We start from the raw sequence: 20,109 nt of genomic DNA, 5'->3' as shown, positions 1-20,109 counted from the left end.
TTAACGATATGAATCTTAAAATATTATGAAATTTTTAAACAAAAACTATACGAAAGAATGCCTGACTTTGGCTCTGCCTGTGATGCTTACTCAGGTAGGGCAGGTTTCGGTAAACTTATTTGACAATATTATTGTCGGAAAACTTTTGGGAGCAGATGCTCTGGCATCTGTTTCATTGGGGAATGCTGTATTTTTCTCCATATTTGTTTTAGCCTTAGGGTTTTCATTTGCTATTCCTCCATTAGTATCTGAAGCACATTCAAGAGAGGATCATACCACGATTAATTCTGTTTTCAGTCATGGATTTGTAATCAATATGTCTGTAGGAGTTATCCTGATGCTTGTTTTACTTCTGGGAATGCCGCTGCTCTATCATTCGGGACAACCTGCGAAAATCATTCCCGATACCGTAAGTTTCCTGAGCATCATGGTGGTCAGCATGATTCCGTTTATGGCATTTCAGACGCTTCGTGAAGTTTCTGAAGGGCTGTCTTATACCATAGGAGTAACCAAAGCTACTATTATTGCCAATATCATCAATATTGTATTAAACTATGTATTTATCAAGGGATTGTGGGGATTCCCTCCTATGGGGGTAAAAGGATCTGCTCTGGCCACCCTGATTTCCAGAGTTTTCATGGTGGTTTTCCTTTATTTTGTATTGCTCAAAGAAGAAAGAACCAGACGTTATATCAAAGATTTTTCTTTAAAAATTCAGGGATTTTCAAAGAAAATGTTTGATAAAATGGTAAAACTGGGCCTACCAACCGCTTTACAGATGTTCTTTGAAGTAACGGCATTTGCAGGTGCAGCTTTTATCTGCGGGCTTATCTCTGCTCATGATATCGCTTCCCACCAGATTGCATTAAGCATGGCTTCGTTCACTTTCAATCTGTGTGTAGGGTTCAGTGTTGCCTCTACGGTAATGATCGGAAGAAAACTGGGTGAGCAGAACTTTGTTGAGTTGAGAAAGGTAGGAATCAACAATCTGAAGATCGCATTTATTTTTATGTGTATCTGTGGATTGGTATTTATCTTAGGAAGGAATATACTGCCTACTTTCTTCACGAAAAAAGAAGAAGTGGAAGTTATCAGCCTGGCTTCAAAACTGATGATTATTGCGGCTTTATTCCAGCTTTCTGATGGAATTCAGGTAACAGCTTTAGGAATGCTCAGAGGTCTTCAGGATGTTAAAATACCATCTATTTATACCTTTATTGCGTATTGGGTGATAACCATTCCTTTAGGGTATTTCTTCTGTGTGACCTTAAAAATGGGTGCATTCGGTATGTGGATTGCCCTTGGATTAGGACTTACTGTTTCGGCAGTCTTCCTGGTTAAACGATTTTTAAATATGTCTGCTAAGCGTGCTAAGCAGAATGCATAATAAAAAAGGCTGTTTCTATTTGAAACAGCCCTTTTATTATATCCAAATCGCAGTAAAAATCATTCAAACATGGATGAATATTAACTAAATTAAATTCTGCCATCACCTATATAAATCGTCCAGCATCTTCTACCAATTCTTCAAACCCGCTACTACCATTAGCCTTTTCATTGCAAGCTCAAAATAATATTCGGATCGGCACTATTCGTCAGCATACATTCCGGTGTATCTTTTCTTAGACTTTTATTTAAATAACCAGACCAGGAACCTTTTAGTCTTTATCCTGAATTTTTAATAGCAAAAAAGATCGTACACAAAGCTAAAAGATTCTTCATGAAATTAAATATTAGCTTATTCTCTTCCCGAGAATCTTCAGACTTCTTTCAATACCATCTAAAATGGCCACATCAGGAAGTGTTCCCCAGTCTTCAAATTCAAAATACCTGAATAATTTGAGACTTGGTTCATTATGAAGAAAGATAAGGGCCACCAGATTATTCACTCCGAATTTTCCGGCATTATCAATACAGTATTTCAAAATTGTTTTACCGTATCCTTTTCCTCTGCAGCTTTCGTCCAGATAGATACTTACTTCTACCGTTCCGTTATACGCGGGACGCTCATGAAATGAACTGAAGCTCACCCATCCTATAATCTCATGATTGGCATCTTCAACAATCCAAAGCGGTCTTGTTTCAGGGTTATGCTCTTTAAACCACTTATGTTTACTTTCTACAGAAACCTCTTCTACATCTGCAGTCACCATTCTTGAGGCAATGGTAGAGTTATAAATTTCTACAATTTTATTTAAATCAGCTGAAACTGCATTTCTAAATTTTAATTCTTCCATCGAAAGTCATTTATTTACAATGCAAAATTAATCATTTTAAAACCAACCCCCTATAAATAAATCAAAATTATATAAAAATAACATCATTTCATAATTCAACCCCATATTAAAACCCCTTAATTTATATTTTTCAAAATTCTATTAAGACTTCTCACCGTTATTCCCAAATAAGCAGCCATGTTTTCCTTGGAAATTTCCATTCCCTGCTTAGCCTGCATTTTAAGCAATTGAGATAATGTATGCTCAATTGTGTACAACTGTTGGTATGATGCTCTGCTGGAAGTATTGATAATACGATCAGCAAAAACATCCAGTAACAGATGATTCAGTTTAATATCATTTTCAATCAAAGATTTGAAATAAGAATGGCCGGCTGTATACACCACAACTTCTGACAAAGCTTCTATACCGCATAAACAAACCGTATTTTTGATCAGTTCTATTTCTCCGAGTATCTCACCGCCTCCCAAAAATTCAACAATATATTCCTTCCCGTTTTCTTCAGCAAAATAACATTTCACAATCCCTTCTTTAATGAGCATGATCCTGGAAACCTGTTGCCCCTGTATCAACAGTTTTTCACCACGGGAAAAGAATGCCAATTCAAGATTTCCCCTAGCTTCATCTTTTTTATAAATCTCTTTGAAATAATTCAGAAATGTCTGATTTGTTCTTAACATGTTGATCCGGGACAAATGTCCTTGGTTGATTAATTTTTTATATTGATTTTTGCGAACAGAAAAATACAAAACTAAAATGAATAATCATATAACAACCATCGCATTCGACGCAGATGATACACTTTGGATCAATGAACCTTATTTTCAGGAAGCGGAAAAAGAATTCTGTATGCTTCTTGAGGATTATCTTCCACAACATTCCGTATCTCAGGAATTATTCAAGACTGAGATGCAGAATCTTCATTTATATGGCTACGGAGTAAAAGGATTCATGTTATGCATGATTGAAACCATCAGCCGGGTTTCTAGTAACACAGCTCCTATAGAATTGGTAAATAAAGCGATCACACTCGGACAAAACCTTCTCCAGAAACCTATCGAGCTTTTGGACGGAGTGACCCAAACCCTTGAAAGCCTAAAAGGAAAATACAGATTAGTAGTCGCTACAAAAGGAGATCTGCTCGACCAGGAGCGCAAATTGAAAAATTCAGGGTTACAGAATTACTTCCATCATATTGAAATTATGAGTGATAAGAAAGAAAAGGATTATCAAAAACTACTGAAACATCTGGACTGTAAGCCGGAAAACTTCCTGATGCTTGGAAACTCAGTAAAATCAGATATCCTTCCTGTACTTGAGATTGGCGGCTCCGCAGCTCATATACCTTATCATGTTACATGGAGTCATGAGCAGCATGATCTTAATATTGAACATAAGCACTTCAAGGAATTGAAGCGTATTGATGAGATCATACAACATTTATAACTCCCCCTTAAAATGAAAAGAGGCTGTTGAAATTCAACAGCCTCTTTCGTATTATTTTTTCAGACATTTCTCAAGGAACTGATCCTGTTCCCACAGAAGATGTAAAATATTCTCTTTTGCCTGATATCCATGCGCCTCTTTTGGAAGAAGAACCATTTTAACCGGAGCTCCCAGATTTTTTAAAGCCTGAAAATATCTTTCAGTCTGTAACGTGAAGGTTCCGGGGTTATTGTCTGCATCACCATGAATCAGAAGAAGTGGTGTTTTCATCTGATCAGCATGCATAAACGGAGACATTGCGGTATAGATCTCCGGAACATCCCAGTAATTTCTTTGTTCTGTCTGGAATCCAAATGGCGTCAGCGTTCTGTTGTACGCACCACTTCTTGCAATTCCGCAGGCAAAAAGATGAGAATGAGTCAAAAGGTTCGCCGTCATGAAGGCACCGTAAGAATGTCCTCCTACAGCCACTTTCTTTCTGTCGATATACCCTAATTGGTCTACAGCGTTGATAGCTGCCTCTGCATTCGCCACCAATTGCGGAATAAAAGTATCATTAGGTTCTGTTTTTCCTTCCCCGATAATCGGAAAGGCAGCATCATCCAGGACCGCATATCCTTTCGCAGTCCAGTAAATAAAAGAACCATAAGAAGGGAAGGTAAAATCATTGGCATTCTTTTTATTCTGTCCGGCTGTATTTTTATCTTTATATTCTGCAGGATAAGCCCAAATCAACAACGGAAGTTTTTCTCTTTTCGCTTTTCTGTCATAATTAGCAGGCAGGTAAAGTGTCCCGGTTAAAGTCACTCCATCATTTCTCTTATAGGTAATGACTTCTTTGTAAACATCTTTAATACTTTCAAAAGGATTCGCAAAATGAGTTACAGGTTCAGCTTTATTTGACTTAATATTCTTTTTAAAATAATTCGGATATTGATTCGAAGACTGTTGCGTTATCAGCACCTCTCCTTTTGAGGGATTTAAAATATCCAGAATACTTTCTTTTGTATTTTTAAGATCTGATGTATAAAGTCTTTTCTTTTTCAGAGATTTAATATCCATTTCATCGATAAACGGATGCTGTCCGTCTTTTGTAAACCCTTCTCCTACTAAGTATGTTTTCCCTCCTTTTATATCAATCACTGATTTTCCAAACTGATTTTCCGTTTTGTTAAACTTCCCCGGATTACTATAAATATCCTGAGAATTTCTGTCTTCTATTACTTTAGACTCCCCATTATTCAAATCAATCAGGAAAGATTTTGTATTTCTTGTGTCATACCAGTCTTCCGTAACAACTGCATAGTGGTCATTGGTCCAGTTAACATCCTGATATCTTTGTTTTATTTTGAAAAAAGACTTTGGAGCAGCAGTAAACGGAGCTTCCCATGTAAAGAGCTCATCTCTGTAATCTGCCGGTTTATACTGGTCGCCACCATCAAGAGCCTCCACAAATATCAGGGTGGCGGGTGCATCACTCCTCCATTCCATTTCTCTTTTCCCTGTTCTTACCGATGAGAATCCTTTAGGCATAATTTCACTTAAAGGGACATCGTTCACAACTTTTACACTACCTCCGTTCCTGTCATATACAGTTGTTGTTGAAGGAAATCTATTGAAAGGGACAATATAAGAGAATGGTTTTTTGACTACAGTAGCCAGTAAGTAATTTCCATCAGGAGAAAAGCTGACTTTGGAGTATAAATCCTGCTCTTTGATCTTCTTAAGACCACCGTTCAGATCAACATTATAGATTTCAGAAGCAGTAAGGATTTCAAAGTTTTTTTCATCCTGCGGATTCTTCAAAAGATCCTGATAAGTTCTGTTTTGTGATACCTTTCCGTCAGCTGTTGAAACGATAGGCCCCGTTGGAAGATCTTTACCGGTATCAATAAGAGCCGGTCTGTTTTGAGGAAGTGTCATAATAAGCAGCGACTGAGAGTCATTATACCATGTATAGGGCATTCCCAAATTGGCATTCAGATTATCTGCAGTTATCTTTTTGGCTATGGCTGTCTCCAGATCGATTACCCAAAGTTCAACGCCTTTATTGGTTGTATTGGTAAAGGCGAGTTTTTTTTCATCCGGAGAAAATGAAGTATAGGTAATTTTTGCTTCTGCCGGCAGATTCTTCACCTGAGTTTCATTTTTATCACTGATTCTTTTAATCTTTAAATTATTAAAATAAGTAACAGTGCTTGCAATATTAGTTGCAGGATTGATTCTTAACCCACCAAGCTTCATTTCCTGCTGACTAAGATCTGCTAAGGTCTTATATGTTGGACGGTACGTAAAAACCACCCAGTCTTTTTTATTATTCATCAAAACACTGGGCGGCCTCTCATAGTCTGCCAGTTTCAGAATTTCTGCTGATGGTTTTTGATAAGTAATACTTTCCTGTGCATCATAAAAATTGAGAAATGCCAAAAGGCAAATAGTCAGTTTTATCTTCATATAAAATTCATTTTCCACGAATTTAGTGAAATATTTTTTAAACACTCAATATCCAATCCCTATCCAACCATCTATAAGTCTGTTATGAAAATAAAAAAAGAGCATTAAACAATGCTCTTTTTTTATGATCTGTTTTTGAAATTCGATTTACCAGTCCGAAGCTCTTTTTCTCTTCTCAATCAAATGATCTACTGAAATTTTTCCGGCACCAATGGCCATCAGCAAAAGATAAACGGAAAGATAGATCAGGCTCATTTCTCTTTTATCAAAAGGATCTGCACCATGCACGACAAAGGCGGCGATAATCATTGTAAAGATCAGGAACCCCAGAGAAACTCTTGTAAAAAGGCCTAATATTAATAAGATAGAACAAACAAACTCCGCAAAAACAGTAAGAATAAGGGATACCTGAGGTCCTAACCCCATAAAATCAAAAAACTCTATTTTACCGCCGGCCAACAACATCTGAAGTTTCGGAAATCCGTGCGAAAGCATTGCAAAACCTACAAATACTCTCACCACAAATACAACAATATCTTTAGGTATTGAGCTGGAATTTGAATGATTATAGTTCATGTACTTAAAAATTTAGACTAAGGTAATAAAAATCTTTTAATACAACGGGATTACAGCGTTTTTAGTTTATCTGTAACCGAAGTTTTTCAGGTCTCTGTCATTCTTTCTCCAGTCTTTTTTCACTTTTACAAATAAGTTCAGGTGAATTTTTTTAGAAAAGAATTTTTCGAGGTCTAATCTGGCTTCTGTACCTACTTTTTTAATAGCTTCCCCTTTATGTCCGATGATAATTCCTTTTTGAGTATCTCTTTCCACATAAATAATAGAATCAATAAAGATAATTCCTTCTTTCTCTTTGAACTGTTCTGTAACAACTTCTACGGAATATGGAATTTCTTTATCGTAGTTTAAAAGAATTTTCTCACGGATAGCCTCATTTACAAAGAATCTTTCCGGTTTGTCCGTATATTGGTCTTTGTCATAATAAGGAGGGTTTTCAGGGAGTAAGGATTTGATCTTTGGTAAAATGATCTCTGTATTGAATGCATTAAGTGCAGAAATGGGTAAAATTTCTGCCTTAGGAATTTTGTTATGCCAGTCTTCAACTAATTTTTCAAGTCCTTCCTGAGTAGTCTGGTCTACTTTGTTCAATAAGAGAAGTACCGGAACCGGAATTTTATTCAGTTTATCAATTAAAAATTCCGAAGGTTCTGCTTTATCCGTTACATCAACGATAAAAAGGAACACATCAGCATCCTGTAAAGAATCCTTTACAAAATCCATCATTTTTTCCTGAAGACCATATTTAGGGTCCAATACTCCGGGAGTATCGGAAAATACAATCTGAAGATCATCTTCGTTATAAATACCAAAAATCCTGTGACGTGTTGTCTGAGCTTTCTGTGTTACAATCGCCAGCTTTTCTCCCATTAATTGGTTTAATAAGGTCGATTTCCCCGCATTAGGCTTTCCAACTATATTTACAAATCCTGCTTTGTGCATAAAAATAATATTACGAATTGCAAAGTTAGTAAAAACAAAATTGGTCTTTGTCCTTAATCACAATATTTAAAAAATAAAAATCAAATTTATTTTCTTTGAAAAGCCTTACAAATAAAAGTTTCAGAAAAATTAAGTCACTATTGGGCTATCCGCTTATGCAAAAGAAAAAAATGATCATTTATGTTGTATTGCATTAGTTAAAACTAATATTTTTGACTATTAGAATTCATTTTTATGAATATAGACCAGATTCTTGACCAGATTTACCTTTTGCCCGAAGCTTCTAAAAACAGTTTAAAAACACATATCACTGAAGTTTCTTATTCTAAAGGCTATTGCCTCATGGAGGCCGATAAGGTGATACCCTATCTTTATTTTATCCGAAAAGGAATTGCCCGTGCCTATTCTTCTACTTCGGATAACGATATTACCTTTTGGTTTGGAAGTGAGGGACAATGTGTACTGTCCATGAAAAGCTATGTAGAAGATAAACCGGGCTATGAAAGTATTGAACTTCTTGAAGATTGTGATTTATACAGGCTAGAGACAGAAAATCTCAAAAAGCTGTTCAATGAAGACATTCACATTGCCAATTGGGGGCGAAAACTTGCTGAAGCAGAAATGATAAAATCTGAAGAGCTGATTATTTCAAGGCAATTCAAAACGTCCCTGGAGCGTTACAAGGATATTATATTATATCAGCCGGATTTACTCAAAAGAGTTCAGCTTGGTTATATTGCTTCTTATCTGGGTATAACACAAGTAAGTCTGAGCAGAATTCGTGCTGAGATTAAATAAATTGATTTTTTTAGGATGAAAGCAGGCTAAAGCCTGTTTCTATTGATATAAGAATACATCCAACGCTGATGACGGACTACAAGAAAATCATTGATTACTTCTTATACAGACTGTCATAGCTCCCCTCTTTCAACCTCATCTTCCTCACTAAAATATCATTTTTTAACAATTGTAAAATTTTTTCTCCCTCCAAATTCTGAAATTTGCAGAAGAAAAATGTAAAAAATGAATTGGATTATTTTAATTATTGCCGGATTATTTGAGGTTGCCTTTGCTTCATGTTTAGGAAAAGCGAAAGAAACTTCCGGAACGGAATCGTATTATTGGTTCGCAGGGTTTTTAGTGACTATGACCATAAGCATGCTTCTGTTAATTAAAGCTACTCAGACTTTGCCCATCGGGACAGCATATGCTGTATGGACTGGTATTGGCGCCGTAGGAACAGCCTTAATGGGAATAGTTTTCTTTAAGGACCCTGTAAGCTTCTGGAGAATATTCTTCATTATTACCCTGATTGGATCTGTTATCGGATTAAAAGCTGTTTCTTCTCACTAATATATATATACTTCTATCTATATTAAAATAAAACCGTCTTCTTACTGAAGACGGTTTTATTTATACATAAAAGACTGACAAAGCATACAGCTCTTATTTATTTTTTATAAACGATAGGTAAGATTTCATTGGCTCTCAACCCATACTTTTTTATTTCTGCTTCAGAAAATTTCTGAGAATAGAAGTTAGGATCTGCTTCAAAACCGGCTTTTCTTAAACGGCCAAAATAATCCATTCCATACCAGCGAACATGATCGTACTGTCCAAAATGTTTCTGACGTTCTTTCGGATCTTTAATCGTAAAGTCTTCATAGGTTTTTTCCAGTGAGTTTTTCATCGGAACCTGAAGAATTCCCCATCCTCCGGGTTTCAACACTCTGTATAATTCACTCATTGCTTTGGCATCATCTTCAATATGCTCCAATACATGATTACAGAAAATAATATCAAAACTTTCATCTCCAAAAGGCAGATTCAGAATATCGGCTTTCACATCCACAATCGGAGAATACAAATCCGCAGAAATGTAATTCAGATTGCTCATCCTTTTAAACTTCCTCAAAAATTCCTGCTCTGGTGCAATATGCAGGACTTTATAGTTTTTGATGAAAAAATCAGTTTCATTCTGAAGATACAGCCACATCTGACGGTGTCTTTCCAGACTTAGCGTTCCGGGAGAAAGAGCATTTTCTCTTTGTTTCCCATATCCATAGGGAAGAAATTTACGATAAGATCTTCCGTCAATAGGATCATAAAACTCGTCTCCTTTGAAAAACTGATAGATAAGTGGTCTTGCCCAGATGCTCATTTTAATGAGCATCGGACGTGGAATTTTATTCAGTAAAAGTTTAGTAACCTTCTTCATTAAAAATCCAGTTGGAACTGCTTTTCTTCATCACTTACAATACCTAATGCTTCGTAAACATATTGGAATGTTGAAAGCAATACAGGTTTACCGTTGATCACGGCTACATCATGTTCAAAATGGGCAGAAGGTCTATTATCCAAAGTAGTTACAGTCCATCCGTCATTATGAAATTTCACTTTCTCAGTTCCAAGGTTCACCATCGGTTCAATAGCAATGGCCAGACCATCCTTGATCACCTTTCCGCTTCCCTGTCTTCCGTAGTTAGGAACCTGTGGGTCTTCATGCATTTTTCTTCCTAAACCGTGTCCTACAAGCTCTCTTACGACTCCATATCCTTCTTTCTCACAATGTGCCTGAATGGCATGGGAGATATCTCCGATTCTTTTTCCTCTGACACATTGTTCAATTCCTTTGTATAAAGATTCTTTGGTAACCTGCAGTAATTTTTTTACTTCCGGTTTCACTTCACCGATTTCAAAAGTATAGGCATGGTCTCCTACAAATCCATTCAGAATAACACCGCAGTCTACAGAAAGAACATCTCCTTCCTGCACAACTTCGTTATTCGGAAAGCCGTGAACAACCTGTTCGTTTGGGGAAATACACAGGGAATTCGGGAAACCGCCGTATCCTAAAAATGCAGGTTCAGCTCCATGATCTTTAATGAAATCATGAGCCAGTTTATCCAGATATAAAGTAGTAATTCCCGGTTTAATTTCTTTTGCCAACATTCCCAATGTTTTAGAAACCAATCGGGCACTCTCCTTCATAAGACGTAATTCGTCTATCGTTTTTAATTGAATCATTGTTGTATAATGTTAGATATGAGATGTTAGAAGTTAGATTGTCGCATTATGCCAATTTTACTTCCAATCATCTTATGAACTTTCTATAATAAATATAAAAAATCTGAAGCTCGGGATATTAAAAAATAACATCTAATATCTGGCTTCTCACTTATATTTACCAGAAAAGTCCTTTTTTCTTTTCTTTTTTTAATTTTGAATAGGCAAGAACTTCTTTTCCTTCTACACGGAATTCTATTCTTTCCTGAATAATATTGTAGATTTCACCCCATCCAGGGAATCCGCCTAAATTTCTGTCGTCAATGAACCAGTCTGCATCTAATTTTCTGGATTGATTCTCAGAATCGAAAACCTCACCTTCAAAACTTGAATTAACGGCATAAAACTCTATTCCGTTCTGCTTGCAAAACTCTACTGCTTCTTCTAATGTTTTTCCGTGTCTGTATGTCCAAAGAATAAGTCTGAAACCTTCTGCCTGAAGTCTTTTTAATGTTTCAAATGCAAAGATCTTCGGTTTTCCAATTGCCGGATAAGCATCATCAACAATAGTTCCGTCAAAGTCAACAGCAATTTTTTTATTATTTAACATTTTGTCTTTTTTTTAGCTTTGCAAAGATAAGAAATAAAAAGAGTGCCAAAAAACAAAGGCACTCATAGTTTTTATAATTTAAGTAAAACAGGCTGATCTTAGCTTTTTACCCACCTGAACTGGAACTGAAGATCCGGTGTAGACACTCTGTCTGTGATTTTCTGTAATCTTGCAGGAAGCTTCATTAAATACTCCTGTGCCTTTTCTGCTTTTTCTGTAAGACCTTTTACATGCTCAATTTTCCATTCATCCAGCAGATCTTTCATAATATTGATATAATCCTGACCTGTATATACCATACATCTCTGTGCAGCATCTGAGAAATGCCCCCAAAGTTCTCCCGCTTTCTGTCCTGACTGTCTCATCAGGTGAGCCGGCATTACAATTTTCTTGCGCATCATATCTTCAAAAGCAAGAATCATTTCCGAAGGATCTATTTCCAGAATTTTAGCAACGAAATGTTTGTAAGCTTTTGCGTGTCTTGCTTCATCAGCAGCGATTACACCACACATTTTAGCGAGTTTTCCGTTTCCGGACTGTTTGGCAAGAGTTCCTACTCTTCTGTGAGAAATATTAGTAGCAGTTTCCTGGAAGCTTGTATAAATAAAGTTTCTGTACGGATCCATACTGGTTCCTAAATCAAAACCGTCATTAATTAAATATTGAGTAGTAATTTCAACTTCTCTCATATTTACTCTTCCACACAGATAAAGATATTTATTTAATAAATCTCCATGTCTGTTTTCTTCTGCGGTCCACGCTCTTACCCAGTTTGCCCAGCCTACTGTTTCTTCCTGATTGATTCCTTCCACTCCCATTAGCCAAGACTCATAGGAAGGAAGCGCTTCTTCTGTTATACAGTCCCCGATCAGGGTTACAAAAAGATCATAAGGCATTTCACGTGCAAAAGTCTGAATTTCTTCTAAATCATGTTTAAATTCTTCGCTTGAAGGATCTGGCAGATAGTCAGAAGGCTGCCATATTTTTTCGATTGGTGTTAAAAATTTATCAAGAAAAGAACCTACTTCCTTTTCCAATATTCCCATTACTTCTTTCCTAACAAGCTTTTGATACATTTTACTATTCAGTTTTTAATTAGCAAAGATATGATTTATTTATTATTTATCGCATAATAAAGTATGCAACTCATACCTTATCTGACATAAATCATAAAAAAAATACCGCTATCTACTATATAACGGCATTTTTTTATGATTATTATTGAATATTAATTAACCAAAACGTTTCCTGTCATTGTATCTGGTATTTCAACCCCCATTACTTTAAGGATCGTAGGTGCAACATCGCCCAGTTTACCGGGCTTTAAGTTCCATGTCTGCTCTTTATCCATAACAATGAAAGGGACCAGATTGGTGGAGTGTTGGGTATTTGGAGTTCCATCCGGATTCATCATGACATCGGAGTTTCCATGATCGGCAAGAATGAAAACTGCATACCCGTTTTCATAAGCAGCTGTGGCTACTTTTTCAATACATTGATCCACAGCTTCCGCTGCTTTTACAGCGGCTTCAAAAACACCGGTATGGCCCACCATATCTGTATTGGCAAAATTCAGACAAACAAAATCAGCGGTTCCCTGCTCCAGCTCCGGCAGAATCGCATTCGTAATATCATAGGCTGACATTTCAGGTTTTAAATCATAGGTGGGAACATCTTTAGGGCTTGGACACAGCAGTCTTCTTTCTCCTTCAAATTCCTGTTCTCTTCCTCCGGAGAAGAAGAAAGTAACGTGTGGATATTTTTCTGTTTCCGCAATTCTGATTTGAGATTTACCATTCTTTTCAAGAACTTCTCCCATAGTTTCCGCCAACACGTTTTCATCAAAAACAACCTGTACGTTCTGGAACGTTTTGTCATAATTCGTCAGCGTAATATAATACAGATTAAGTTTATGCATTGCATATTCAGGGAAATCTTTCTGAGAAAGCACTTCAGTAATTTCTCTACCTCTGTCTGTACGGAAATTGAAACAGATGACCACATCATTATCTATGATTTTTGCTACCGGAACCACATTCCCTGTAGCCGTAGTATTCACTAAAATGATTGGTTTAAGGAATTCATCTGTTACGTTATGGTCATACGAATCTTTAATGGAAGTCAAAGCATCAGTTGTTTCCAGTCCCACACCGTCAACAAGAGCGTCATAAGCTAACTTAACACGTTCCCATCTCTTGTCTCTGTCCATTGCGTAATATCTTCCTACTACAGTCGCCAGTTTTCCGGTAGTGGCTTCCATATGTTTTTGAAGATCTTCGATAAATCCCAGTCCTGAATGTGGGTCACAATCTCTGCCGTCTGTAAAGGCATGAACAAAAACATTTTCATTCAGACCGGATTCTTTAGCAGCAGTTAACAATCCTTTAAGGTGATTAATATGAGAATGTACTCCTCCATTGGAAACCAGTCCGATAAAATGGAGTTTTTTATTTTCTTTTTTTGCATATTCAAATGCATCCTGGATCACTTTTTCCTGTCCTAAGGTTCCATTTTCAACAGCCATATTGAGCTTTACCAGATTCTGATAAACGACTCTTCCTGCTCCCAGGTTCATATGACCTACTTCGGAATTTCCCATTTGTCCTTCCGGAAGACCTACAGCCAGGCCGCTTGCTTCAAGGGTGGTGTGTGGAAATTTTTTATAACAGCTGTCTATGAAGGGGGTATTTGCTTTATCTATTGCAGAAACGTCAGGGTTTGTCCCCAATCCCCATCCGTCAAGGATTGCCAGTATTGCTTTTTTTGACATTTTGTAAAACTTTTGTTATACAAAATTATCGAATTTCCTATGAATAGAAGAATTTGAAGTTCTGAATTTTATTTATTAAGAGTAAAAAGAAAAAATCTGCAAGGTCTGCGAACTATATTATTCTTGCAGATTTTGCAGATTTTAGAATGTATGATTAAGTTTTCAACCATTGGCATCAACTCTAATTCTTAAACCAACTGGTAATCTTATAAGTCAGCTTTTTTGATTTTCTATTTTCGATCCTGATGTTCTGCCCTTTTTCCAGACCTTTTACATTTGCTTCCTGATTCCAGTTTCCTTTCGTAAACTTCAATTGTGCCGGCAAATATATTTGTAAGGTAAGTGCTCTTTCAAGATCACTCTTTCTTTCCATTTTAATTGAGGATGCACTCCAGTTTCCCAACCCTTTCTGATTTCCTGCCATATAAACCTCATCATTTTTATCGGGAACATTCACTACAATTGTTACTTCCGAAGGCTCCCCTGAAAATTCTTTGAAAAAATCATCATACTTCAAATTCTTTTCTTTTGCATAGGCCTGAATATAAGAATCCAGAAAACCACTTTCCTGTAAAAATGAAAATGGATCTTCAATGTTTAAAATATCATATACAGCTTTATGTTTATCGGTCTGTTTATTGAAATAGGCTTCACATATTTTGTATCCTATCCAATATCCTAGATCATTGGGCCTGTCGTCTTTTTGGGAGGTCCAATAAAACCAGTCTCTGAGATCGTCACTTTTATATCTTGTTACAAATTCTCTGTACAATTCGTCTGAATGGGCTTCACCATACTGAAACGCTTTTTCATTCATAGGTTCTCCGGAAACAAATTCTCCGATAAAATCAGCCCCTCCCTCTGTTAAAGCTTGTTTTAATAAAGATTCATTGCCTTTGTTATTTTGCTGAAAATGAACCATTTCATGAACAATAAGAGGTACTACCCCATCCAGATTTTTAAACAGTTCGGTTCCGATTGATATTCCTTCATTGGAAGAATTCCCACCCGTATTCATTCTTCCATATACGAAATATACAGTTGAGAATTTAGCATTTGGATACCAATATTTTAAAGCACTATAACTTGCTTTTAATTTTTTATCTTTTGCAGCAATTCCGTGTAATATATTTCTGCTTGTAAGATATTTCTCTTTATTTTCTTTTACTGTAACATACAGAGAGTCTGCATTAATGATGCGGTTTTTGATAAAACTTTTCACTCCCGGCGAACCATTTTCTATGTACTCTACAAAAGGATTAGAAGTGGATGTTTCCATTTTATCAAAAGCTTTCCAGAAGTTTTGTGCATCTTTTGTTTCTAAAATTGCGTTTAGAGGATCTTCTGTAAATTGAGCATTTATTGTTCCGAAAGCCAATAAAGCGACTGTTATAAGGGAATGGGTTAATAGTTTCATTGAGTGTAAAAAAATAGTTTTGTTACTAACGGTCAGAATTCGAGAATTGTTATATTAAAAAAAAAAAAACAAAGGCACGAAGTTATTTAAGATGGAGTATAAAGGGAAAAATAGATAGAATTTTATTAATTTTGCTTCATGGACTTACGTGATCAACTGAAGAATCTTTTTCCTGAACATGAAGAGCAGGATTTTGAAATGCCTGAAGAAGAATTCAAGCAGAAAGAACCATTGGTATGCAAATTTGAGAAGAAAGGAAGAAATGGCAAACCTGTAACGATTGTTGAGGGTTGGGAAGGCAGTGAAGAGGATCTGAAAAAGATCTCAAAGAAAATAAAAACCACCTTAGGAATAGGCGGTTCTGAAAAGGACGGAACGATTATCATTCAGGGAGATAACCGTGATAAAATAATGGCTATCCTTAAAGATATGGGATACAAAACCAAACGTGTCGGCGGATAGGTTTTGATCTTCCCCTTTAAGAGCTCCATTAGCACCATACAGGCAAGATAGGTCTTTTAAGCCTACTCAACTTTTCATAATACGGTTTTCGGCATAATTTCCGGGGAATCATTAAATAAAATTTTCCATATGTTTTTTACTGTAAATACCAAGACGAAACATAAAATATTTCAGTAAAATCTACTGGTTTACAAAGCCATAACATTTCTTTTACCTGGTATTGCATTTAAATTAAAGTCATCAGAATGAATAGTACTTTTACAAACAACTTATGAAATATTAATAACCCATAACAAGGGTTTACCCGATTTCATGAGCATTTAACGACAAAAAAATTATAATAATTTTAATAACAGATTAAAACAGGTATAAAGAGATTTTTTACTAATTTTAAACCCCGAAATCAAATTCATTATTCTTAAACAGACGGTTCTTTCTAAACACCGGTAAAAAATAATGGCGGAGGTTATTGGGAGAGGATTTTTTTTAATTGATTCAACACATCAAGACTAAAATACCACACCATTTTCATTGATTAAAATAAAAAAATATATTATGCTAAATAAGCTTGCTGCCTCAGAACTTGTTCTGAATGAAGACGGAAGTGTTTACCACTTAAATCTCTTACCTGAAGATATTGCCGATAAGATCATTCTTGTAGGTGATCCTGACAGAGTAGCAAAAGTTTCAAAATATTTTGACACTGTAGAGATCAAAAAAAATAAAAGAGAATTTTATACGCATACCGGTACTCTTCGTGGAGAAAGAATCACAGTAATGTCAACAGGGATTGGTACTGAAAACATCGATATCGTGATGAACGAACTTGATGCTTTAGTTAATATTGATCTTAAAAACAAAGAATTTAAAACCGAACACAAAGCTCTTGAGCTATTCCGTATGGGAACCTGCGGAAGTGTAAACCCTGATGTACAGGTAGACAATATGCTGGTGACTCAGAATGTAGTAGGATTAGACGGGCTAATGCACTTTTATCAGGATTATAACTTTGAGAATGAATTTTCTAAAAGCTTCTTAGAAAGATTTCCTTATGAAAAAATCAAACCTATGCTTTATTTTTCGGACTGGGCAGAGGAAATGGGAGCTTACTACAAAGATGCAAAATACCACGGTAATACTGCTACATTCCCGGGATTCTATGCACCACAAGGAAGACAGCTTCGTCTGAAAGCAGTAGATGACAAATTCCTGGAAACATTAAATGATCTTGGAATCACGAATTTCGAAATGGAAACTTCTGCGATCTATGCCCTTTCCAAATTATTAGGTCATAAAGCAATTACGGTAAACAATGTTATTGCCAACAGAAGACGTGGTGAATTCTCAGCAGACCACCATGCTTCTGAGAAAAACCTTATCGAATGGGTATTGGAAAGAATTATTAAATAATTGTTTTAACGATTATTCGCAATAAAAAGCTGTTCTCTGAGAGAACAGCTTTTCTTTTTTCAGGTTTTAGCTGAATATGTATTAAAGTATTAAAGTATAAAATTACAAATGAAAAAAAGTTGGGTCAGGATACTGAAAAATAAAGTTCAGATCTGAAGATAATTTTGAAGATAAAATCTTTTTTCCCTTTGCAGCCTCTTCTTCATGATAAGGCAAATTCTTCTGTGCTTTAATCACCTGTTCTTTTGTCGGATGAACAGGAGCCGTTACATTATACAGCTCCGATTGCGTTCCTTTTTTTATCATTTCAGAAATAGCAGCTGCAATATCGGCGTAATGGATATGATTTACTGCAAAATCAAGGTTCGAAACATTATAATTCTTAAGCAGCCTGTTATCTCCCATCAAACCGCCCAGTCTTAAAATATTGATCTGCGGATATTTATTCTTCATCATTCTTTCTCCTGAAACTTCCTCCAGCGGAACATCTTTCTCAGTAAATTCCTGTGAAATATCCGGATAAACCCCTGTAGAGCTCATGAGAAAAATCTGCCCTTTAAAATCTCCGATAAATGATGATAAGTTCTGAAGCCTGTTATATAAAGAACTCACACAGCAGGTTTTATCCGAAATCGGGATGGTGATGATGACTGCGTCCAGCTCATTGATGACATACCACTCCGGATAAGGACTGGTACGCTGATAATCTGCAAAAACAGCTGCTGATGCATTGAAGCCTCTTGCATTAAGTGCATCGGCATTTTCCTGAGTGGTTGCTGTTGTATAAATATCATATTCATCAGCCATTAAAGCTGCAATTCTGATTCCCAGCCATCCACAGCCTATTATTCCTATTTTTTTCATATATGTTTATTGGTCTGAGTTCTCAGGATTTCATCGAATGTCTTCATTAATACATCTTTTGTTGTATCCTCCAGGCTGATGCATTGCTGAACAGCTTCCGGAATATCTCCGGCCTTATCTTTAAGAGCCAGCCCATGATCTGTAAGGTCAATCATTACAATTCTTTCATCTTCTGAGCTTCTGGTTCTTGTTACAAGTCCGTTCGTTTCCATACGCTTAAGTAAAGGAGTAAGAGTTCCGTTATCGAGATGAAGATCGTCTCCTATTTTACTGATATTCATGCTTCCCTTTTCCCAGAGTACAAGCATCACAAGATATTGAGGATAAGTGAGTGAAATGTTGTCCAGATAAGGTTTATATAACCCTGTAATGTATCTTGAAACAGCATATGTTTTAAAGCACAAATGTTCAGAAAGGTTCATGTTCATAATTTTAAGAGATAAAGGTAGTTAATTTATTTTGCACACAATATATTTGTTCGCAATATTTATGGAGGCAAAAAATAAAGACCTCCAATAACGGAGGTCCTCAACACCATATCAACTATATAAAAAAACTATTATTTAAAACTCGTTAATCATCACATAGAAATGACCGGAATACAGACTATTTGCGCTCCCTGAAATATTGGTAAGATTTACCGTCACACTGGAGGTAGAAGTCATTCTCGGATTAGATACTGAAAAGGATGAATTCCCTGCAAAATCTCCGGCGGGTGAAACCACTACAACAGCCCTTGTAGATCCCAGCTGCAATCCTGGCGGAAGTGTAATTTCCAGTGTAGTAGATTTTCCGGGAGGCATATTTTGGATAGATATTCCGGGCCAGGCTTCAAAACTGATCTGATTTTTCTGGATACTTCCTTTATCTCCCAGTTTAAACTGTCCGTTTACATCCAGTTTAGCAGAGGTATTCGGAGCAACTGTTCCAATCCCTACATTTGCATTATTATTCCCCAGAACAATGGCATTGGCCTGTGAGGTAGCTGCTCCGTATCCTACTGCTGTTGAATATTGTCCCAACGCATTGGCGCCTGAGCCCAACGCTGTTGAATTTTCATTATTGGTAACAGCATTATATCCTAAAGCTGTTTCGTTATTGGTATTAGTCTTTGCGTTATATCCTATCGCTATGGACTGGAAACCTCCTGCTGAAGAGTTATTTCCCACCGCTGTAGACTCATTTTTAGATGTTTTCGCGTTATATCCTATTGCCGTTGATTTAAATGCTCCTGCTGTTGATTTGTTTCCAATGGCCAGGGCATCATTTGCCGAAACCACTGCTGCACTTCCAATGGATATTCCCTGAAAGGCTGAACTTGAACTTCCGATGGCAATTCCGTTTTGTCCTGCACTAGCTCCTTGTCCGAAACTTACAGAATTATCAACCCCCAGTCTCCCCACCGGTAAAGAATTTGCTTTAAAAATCAGATCATCCATTGTCTGTGTTCCTAAAGATAAATTGGTGTTGGATGCTCCGTAATTGCCGGTATTGGTGCCGGAAGTATTCCAGCCGGTTCCGTTATCTTTATTGGTATTCGCTTCTGTAGTGGTTGAAAACTTATTCCATTTAGAGGCATACCAGTAATAAAAACCGGTTTCCGACAAACCACCTTTTCCGTTATTCCAAACGATAAGCCCGTCTGCAGGAGATGCTACCGTTGAACTGTCTGATAGAGATGTTAAAGCAATGCTTGGAAGAAGCAGCCCTTTATCTTTTGCGTTGATCTGCAACATCGCCGAAGGATCAGGACTAGGCGTACCTATCCCTACTTGAGCGAATGTAAAAGTCGCAAACCACAAAAAGAATAAAGTGAGTCGAAATGTATATTTTCCTGGCATCGCTGTGTATTTTTCGGAGGTGCAAATATACGAATTTTTAATAAATACGCAATTTTATTGAAAAATATCAAATC

Annotated in this window: 20 protein-coding genes; 6 read left to right on the top strand and 14 right to left on the bottom strand. The window is 36.5% G+C overall.

The annotated features are described in order from the left end of the window. The first annotated feature begins 25 nt into the window (after positions 1 to 25). Entirely contained in the window at positions 26 to 1,387 is a 1,362-nt protein-coding gene (locus JO178_RS09795) for an MATE family efflux transporter (RefSeq protein WP_291934856.1), read from the top strand. Positions 1,388 to 1,733: 346 nt separating this feature from the next. Here JO178_RS09795 and JO178_RS09790 read toward each other — a convergent pair whose 3' ends face one another. Together JO178_RS09790 and JO178_RS09785 are read right to left on the bottom strand one after the other, a co-directional pair. Continuing rightward, entirely contained in the window at positions 1,734 to 2,237 is a 504-nt protein-coding gene (locus JO178_RS09790; protein WP_291934854.1) for a GNAT family N-acetyltransferase, read from the bottom strand. Between the two features lie 116 nt (positions 2,238 to 2,353). Then, positions 2,354 to 2,917: a Crp/Fnr family transcriptional regulator gene (locus tag JO178_RS09785; protein ID WP_291934852.1), complete on the bottom strand. Its 564-nt coding sequence runs from the start codon at positions 2,915 to 2,917 to the stop codon at positions 2,354 to 2,356. Between the two features lie 76 nt (positions 2,918 to 2,993). Between JO178_RS09785 and JO178_RS09780 the strand changes: the two genes are divergently transcribed. Continuing rightward, positions 2,994 to 3,683, top strand: coding sequence for an HAD family hydrolase (locus tag JO178_RS09780; protein WP_291934850.1), 690 nt, complete (start codon positions 2,994 to 2,996; stop codon positions 3,681 to 3,683). Between the two features lie 51 nt (positions 3,684 to 3,734). On the opposite strand, the gene JO178_RS09775 is transcribed toward JO178_RS09780, so the two are convergent. From JO178_RS09775 to era, 3 genes are all read right to left on the bottom strand, one after another. Then, positions 3,735 to 6,137 (bottom strand): prolyl oligopeptidase family serine peptidase, encoded by a 2,403-nt coding sequence (locus tag JO178_RS09775; protein WP_291934848.1) that lies wholly within the window; start codon positions 6,135 to 6,137, stop codon positions 3,735 to 3,737. 147 nt (positions 6,138 to 6,284) lie between these two features. Further along, entirely contained in the window at positions 6,285 to 6,713 is a 429-nt protein-coding gene (locus JO178_RS09770; RefSeq protein WP_291934846.1) for a DoxX family protein, read from the bottom strand. Between the two features lie 66 nt (positions 6,714 to 6,779). Next, positions 6,780 to 7,655: a GTPase Era gene (gene era, locus JO178_RS09765; protein ID WP_291934844.1), complete on the bottom strand. Its 876-nt coding sequence runs from the start codon at positions 7,653 to 7,655 to the stop codon at positions 6,780 to 6,782. Between the two features lie 234 nt (positions 7,656 to 7,889). Here era and JO178_RS09760 point away from each other — a divergent pair, with 234 nt between their 5' ends. Together JO178_RS09760 and JO178_RS09755 are read left to right on the top strand one after the other, a co-directional pair. Then, positions 7,890 to 8,453, top strand: coding sequence for a Crp/Fnr family transcriptional regulator (locus tag JO178_RS09760; RefSeq protein WP_291934842.1), 564 nt, complete (start codon positions 7,890 to 7,892; stop codon positions 8,451 to 8,453). A gap of 225 nt (positions 8,454 to 8,678) precedes the next feature. After that, entirely contained in the window at positions 8,679 to 9,008 is a 330-nt protein-coding gene (locus tag JO178_RS09755; RefSeq protein ID WP_291934840.1) for a multidrug efflux SMR transporter, read from the top strand. A 97-nt stretch (positions 9,009 to 9,105) separates the two neighbouring features. On the opposite strand, the gene JO178_RS09750 is transcribed toward JO178_RS09755, so the two are convergent. The 6 genes from JO178_RS09750 to JO178_RS09725 all read right to left on the bottom strand — a co-directional run bounded on the left by JO178_RS09750 (position 9,106) and on the right by JO178_RS09725 (position 15,458). Then, positions 9,106 to 9,873, bottom strand: coding sequence for a class I SAM-dependent methyltransferase (locus JO178_RS09750; RefSeq protein WP_291934838.1), 768 nt, complete (start codon positions 9,871 to 9,873; stop codon positions 9,106 to 9,108). Next, positions 9,873 to 10,682 (bottom strand): type I methionyl aminopeptidase, encoded by an 810-nt coding sequence (map, locus tag JO178_RS09745; RefSeq protein WP_291934837.1) that lies wholly within the window; start codon positions 10,680 to 10,682, stop codon positions 9,873 to 9,875. Before map ends, JO178_RS09750 begins: the two co-directional genes overlap by 1 nt. 157 nt (positions 10,683 to 10,839) lie before the next feature. Further along, a complete protein-coding gene (locus JO178_RS09740) occupies positions 10,840 to 11,271 on the bottom strand; it encodes a BT0820 family HAD-type phosphatase (protein ID WP_291934835.1) in 432 nt (143 codons plus the stop codon). Positions 11,272 to 11,369: 98 nt separating this feature from the next. Beyond that, on the bottom strand, positions 11,370 to 12,347 hold the full coding sequence (locus tag JO178_RS09735; RefSeq protein WP_291934833.1) for an acyl-ACP desaturase: 978 nt from the start codon (positions 12,345 to 12,347) through the stop codon (positions 11,370 to 11,372). Positions 12,348 to 12,499: 152 nt separating this feature from the next. Next, positions 12,500 to 14,041: a 2,3-bisphosphoglycerate-independent phosphoglycerate mutase gene (gpmI, locus tag JO178_RS09730; protein WP_291934831.1), complete on the bottom strand. Its 1,542-nt coding sequence runs from the start codon at positions 14,039 to 14,041 to the stop codon at positions 12,500 to 12,502. Positions 14,042 to 14,222: 181 nt separating this feature from the next. Next, the gene (locus tag JO178_RS09725) at positions 14,223 to 15,458 is read right to left on the bottom strand and encodes a DUF2268 domain-containing putative Zn-dependent protease (RefSeq protein ID WP_291934830.1); all 1,236 of its coding nucleotides are present in this window, start codon (positions 15,456 to 15,458) and stop codon (positions 14,223 to 14,225) included. A 138-nt stretch (positions 15,459 to 15,596) separates the two neighbouring features. Here JO178_RS09725 and JO178_RS09720 point away from each other — a divergent pair, with 138 nt between their 5' ends. Then, positions 15,597 to 15,920 (top strand): translation initiation factor, encoded by a 324-nt coding sequence (locus JO178_RS09720; RefSeq protein WP_068943063.1) that lies wholly within the window; start codon positions 15,597 to 15,599, stop codon positions 15,918 to 15,920. A gap of 555 nt (positions 15,921 to 16,475) precedes the next feature. Then, a complete protein-coding gene (locus tag JO178_RS09715) occupies positions 16,476 to 17,330 on the top strand; it encodes a nucleoside phosphorylase (protein ID WP_291934820.1) in 855 nt (284 codons plus the stop codon). A 102-nt stretch (positions 17,331 to 17,432) separates the two neighbouring features. On the opposite strand, the gene JO178_RS09710 is transcribed toward JO178_RS09715, so the two are convergent. The 3 genes from JO178_RS09710 to JO178_RS09700 all read right to left on the bottom strand — a co-directional run bounded on the left by JO178_RS09710 (position 17,433) and on the right by JO178_RS09700 (position 20,035). Next, entirely contained in the window at positions 17,433 to 18,194 is a 762-nt protein-coding gene (locus tag JO178_RS09710) for a hypothetical protein (RefSeq protein WP_291934818.1), read from the bottom strand. Further along, complete coding sequence (locus JO178_RS09705; protein WP_291934816.1) at positions 18,191 to 18,622, bottom strand: MarR family transcriptional regulator; 432 nt, start codon at positions 18,620 to 18,622, stop codon at positions 18,191 to 18,193. Before JO178_RS09705 ends, JO178_RS09710 begins: the two co-directional genes overlap by 4 nt. 135 nt (positions 18,623 to 18,757) lie before the next feature. After that, positions 18,758 to 20,035 (bottom strand): hypothetical protein, encoded by a 1,278-nt coding sequence (locus tag JO178_RS09700; protein WP_291934813.1) that lies wholly within the window; start codon positions 20,033 to 20,035, stop codon positions 18,758 to 18,760. Positions 20,036 to 20,109: the final 74 nt, after the last annotated feature.

The organism is Chryseobacterium sp. (assembly GCF_019236175.1).
Lineage (GTDB): Bacteria > Bacteroidota > Bacteroidia > Flavobacteriales > Weeksellaceae > Chryseobacterium.
The sequence above is the reverse complement of the archived record's forward strand: the minus strand, read 5'-3'. Positions and strand labels throughout refer to the sequence as shown.

Bases quoted from the DNA above. Each gene is read 5' to 3' on its own strand.
- JO178_RS09760 (WP_291934842.1), top strand. From the start codon at position 7,890: ATGAATATAGACCAGATTCTTGACCAGATTTACCTTTTGCCCGAAGCT.
- JO178_RS09790 (WP_291934854.1), bottom strand. From the start codon at position 2,237: ATGGAAGAATTAAAATTTAGAAATGCAGTTTCAGCTGATTTAAATAAA.
- JO178_RS09785 (WP_291934852.1), bottom strand. From the start codon at position 2,917: ATGTTAAGAACAAATCAGACATTTCTGAATTATTTCAAAGAGATTTAT.
- JO178_RS09735 (WP_291934833.1), bottom strand. From the start codon at position 12,347: ATGTATCAAAAGCTTGTTAGGAAAGAAGTAATGGGAATATTGGAAAAG.
- JO178_RS09720 (WP_068943063.1), top strand. From the start codon at position 15,597: ATGGACTTACGTGATCAACTGAAGAATCTTTTTCCTGAACATGAAGAG.
- JO178_RS09750 (WP_291934838.1), bottom strand. From the start codon at position 9,873: ATGAAGAAGGTTACTAAACTTTTACTGAATAAAATTCCACGTCCGATG.
- JO178_RS09755 (WP_291934840.1), top strand. From the start codon at position 8,679: ATGAATTGGATTATTTTAATTATTGCCGGATTATTTGAGGTTGCCTTT.
- JO178_RS09780 (WP_291934850.1), top strand. From the start codon at position 2,994: ATGAATAATCATATAACAACCATCGCATTCGACGCAGATGATACACTT.
- map (WP_291934837.1), bottom strand. From the start codon at position 10,682: ATGATTCAATTAAAAACGATAGACGAATTACGTCTTATGAAGGAGAGT.
- JO178_RS09715 (WP_291934820.1), top strand. From the start codon at position 16,476: ATGCTAAATAAGCTTGCTGCCTCAGAACTTGTTCTGAATGAAGACGGA.
- JO178_RS09710 (WP_291934818.1), bottom strand. From the start codon at position 18,194: ATGAAAAAAATAGGAATAATAGGCTGTGGATGGCTGGGAATCAGAATT.
- JO178_RS09775 (WP_291934848.1), bottom strand. From the start codon at position 6,137: ATGAAGATAAAACTGACTATTTGCCTTTTGGCATTTCTCAATTTTTAT.
- gpmI (WP_291934831.1), bottom strand. From the start codon at position 14,041: ATGTCAAAAAAAGCAATACTGGCAATCCTTGACGGATGGGGATTGGGG.
- JO178_RS09705 (WP_291934816.1), bottom strand. From the start codon at position 18,622: ATGAACATGAACCTTTCTGAACATTTGTGCTTTAAAACATATGCTGTT.
- era (WP_291934844.1), bottom strand. From the start codon at position 7,655: ATGCACAAAGCAGGATTTGTAAATATAGTTGGAAAGCCTAATGCGGGG.
- JO178_RS09700 (WP_291934813.1), bottom strand. From the start codon at position 20,035: ATGCCAGGAAAATATACATTTCGACTCACTTTATTCTTTTTGTGGTTT.
- JO178_RS09725 (WP_291934830.1), bottom strand. From the start codon at position 15,458: ATGAAACTATTAACCCATTCCCTTATAACAGTCGCTTTATTGGCTTTC.
- JO178_RS09795 (WP_291934856.1), top strand. From the start codon at position 26: ATGAAATTTTTAAACAAAAACTATACGAAAGAATGCCTGACTTTGGCT.
- JO178_RS09770 (WP_291934846.1), bottom strand. From the start codon at position 6,713: ATGAACTATAATCATTCAAATTCCAGCTCAATACCTAAAGATATTGTT.
- JO178_RS09740 (WP_291934835.1), bottom strand. From the start codon at position 11,271: ATGTTAAATAATAAAAAAATTGCTGTTGACTTTGACGGAACTATTGTT.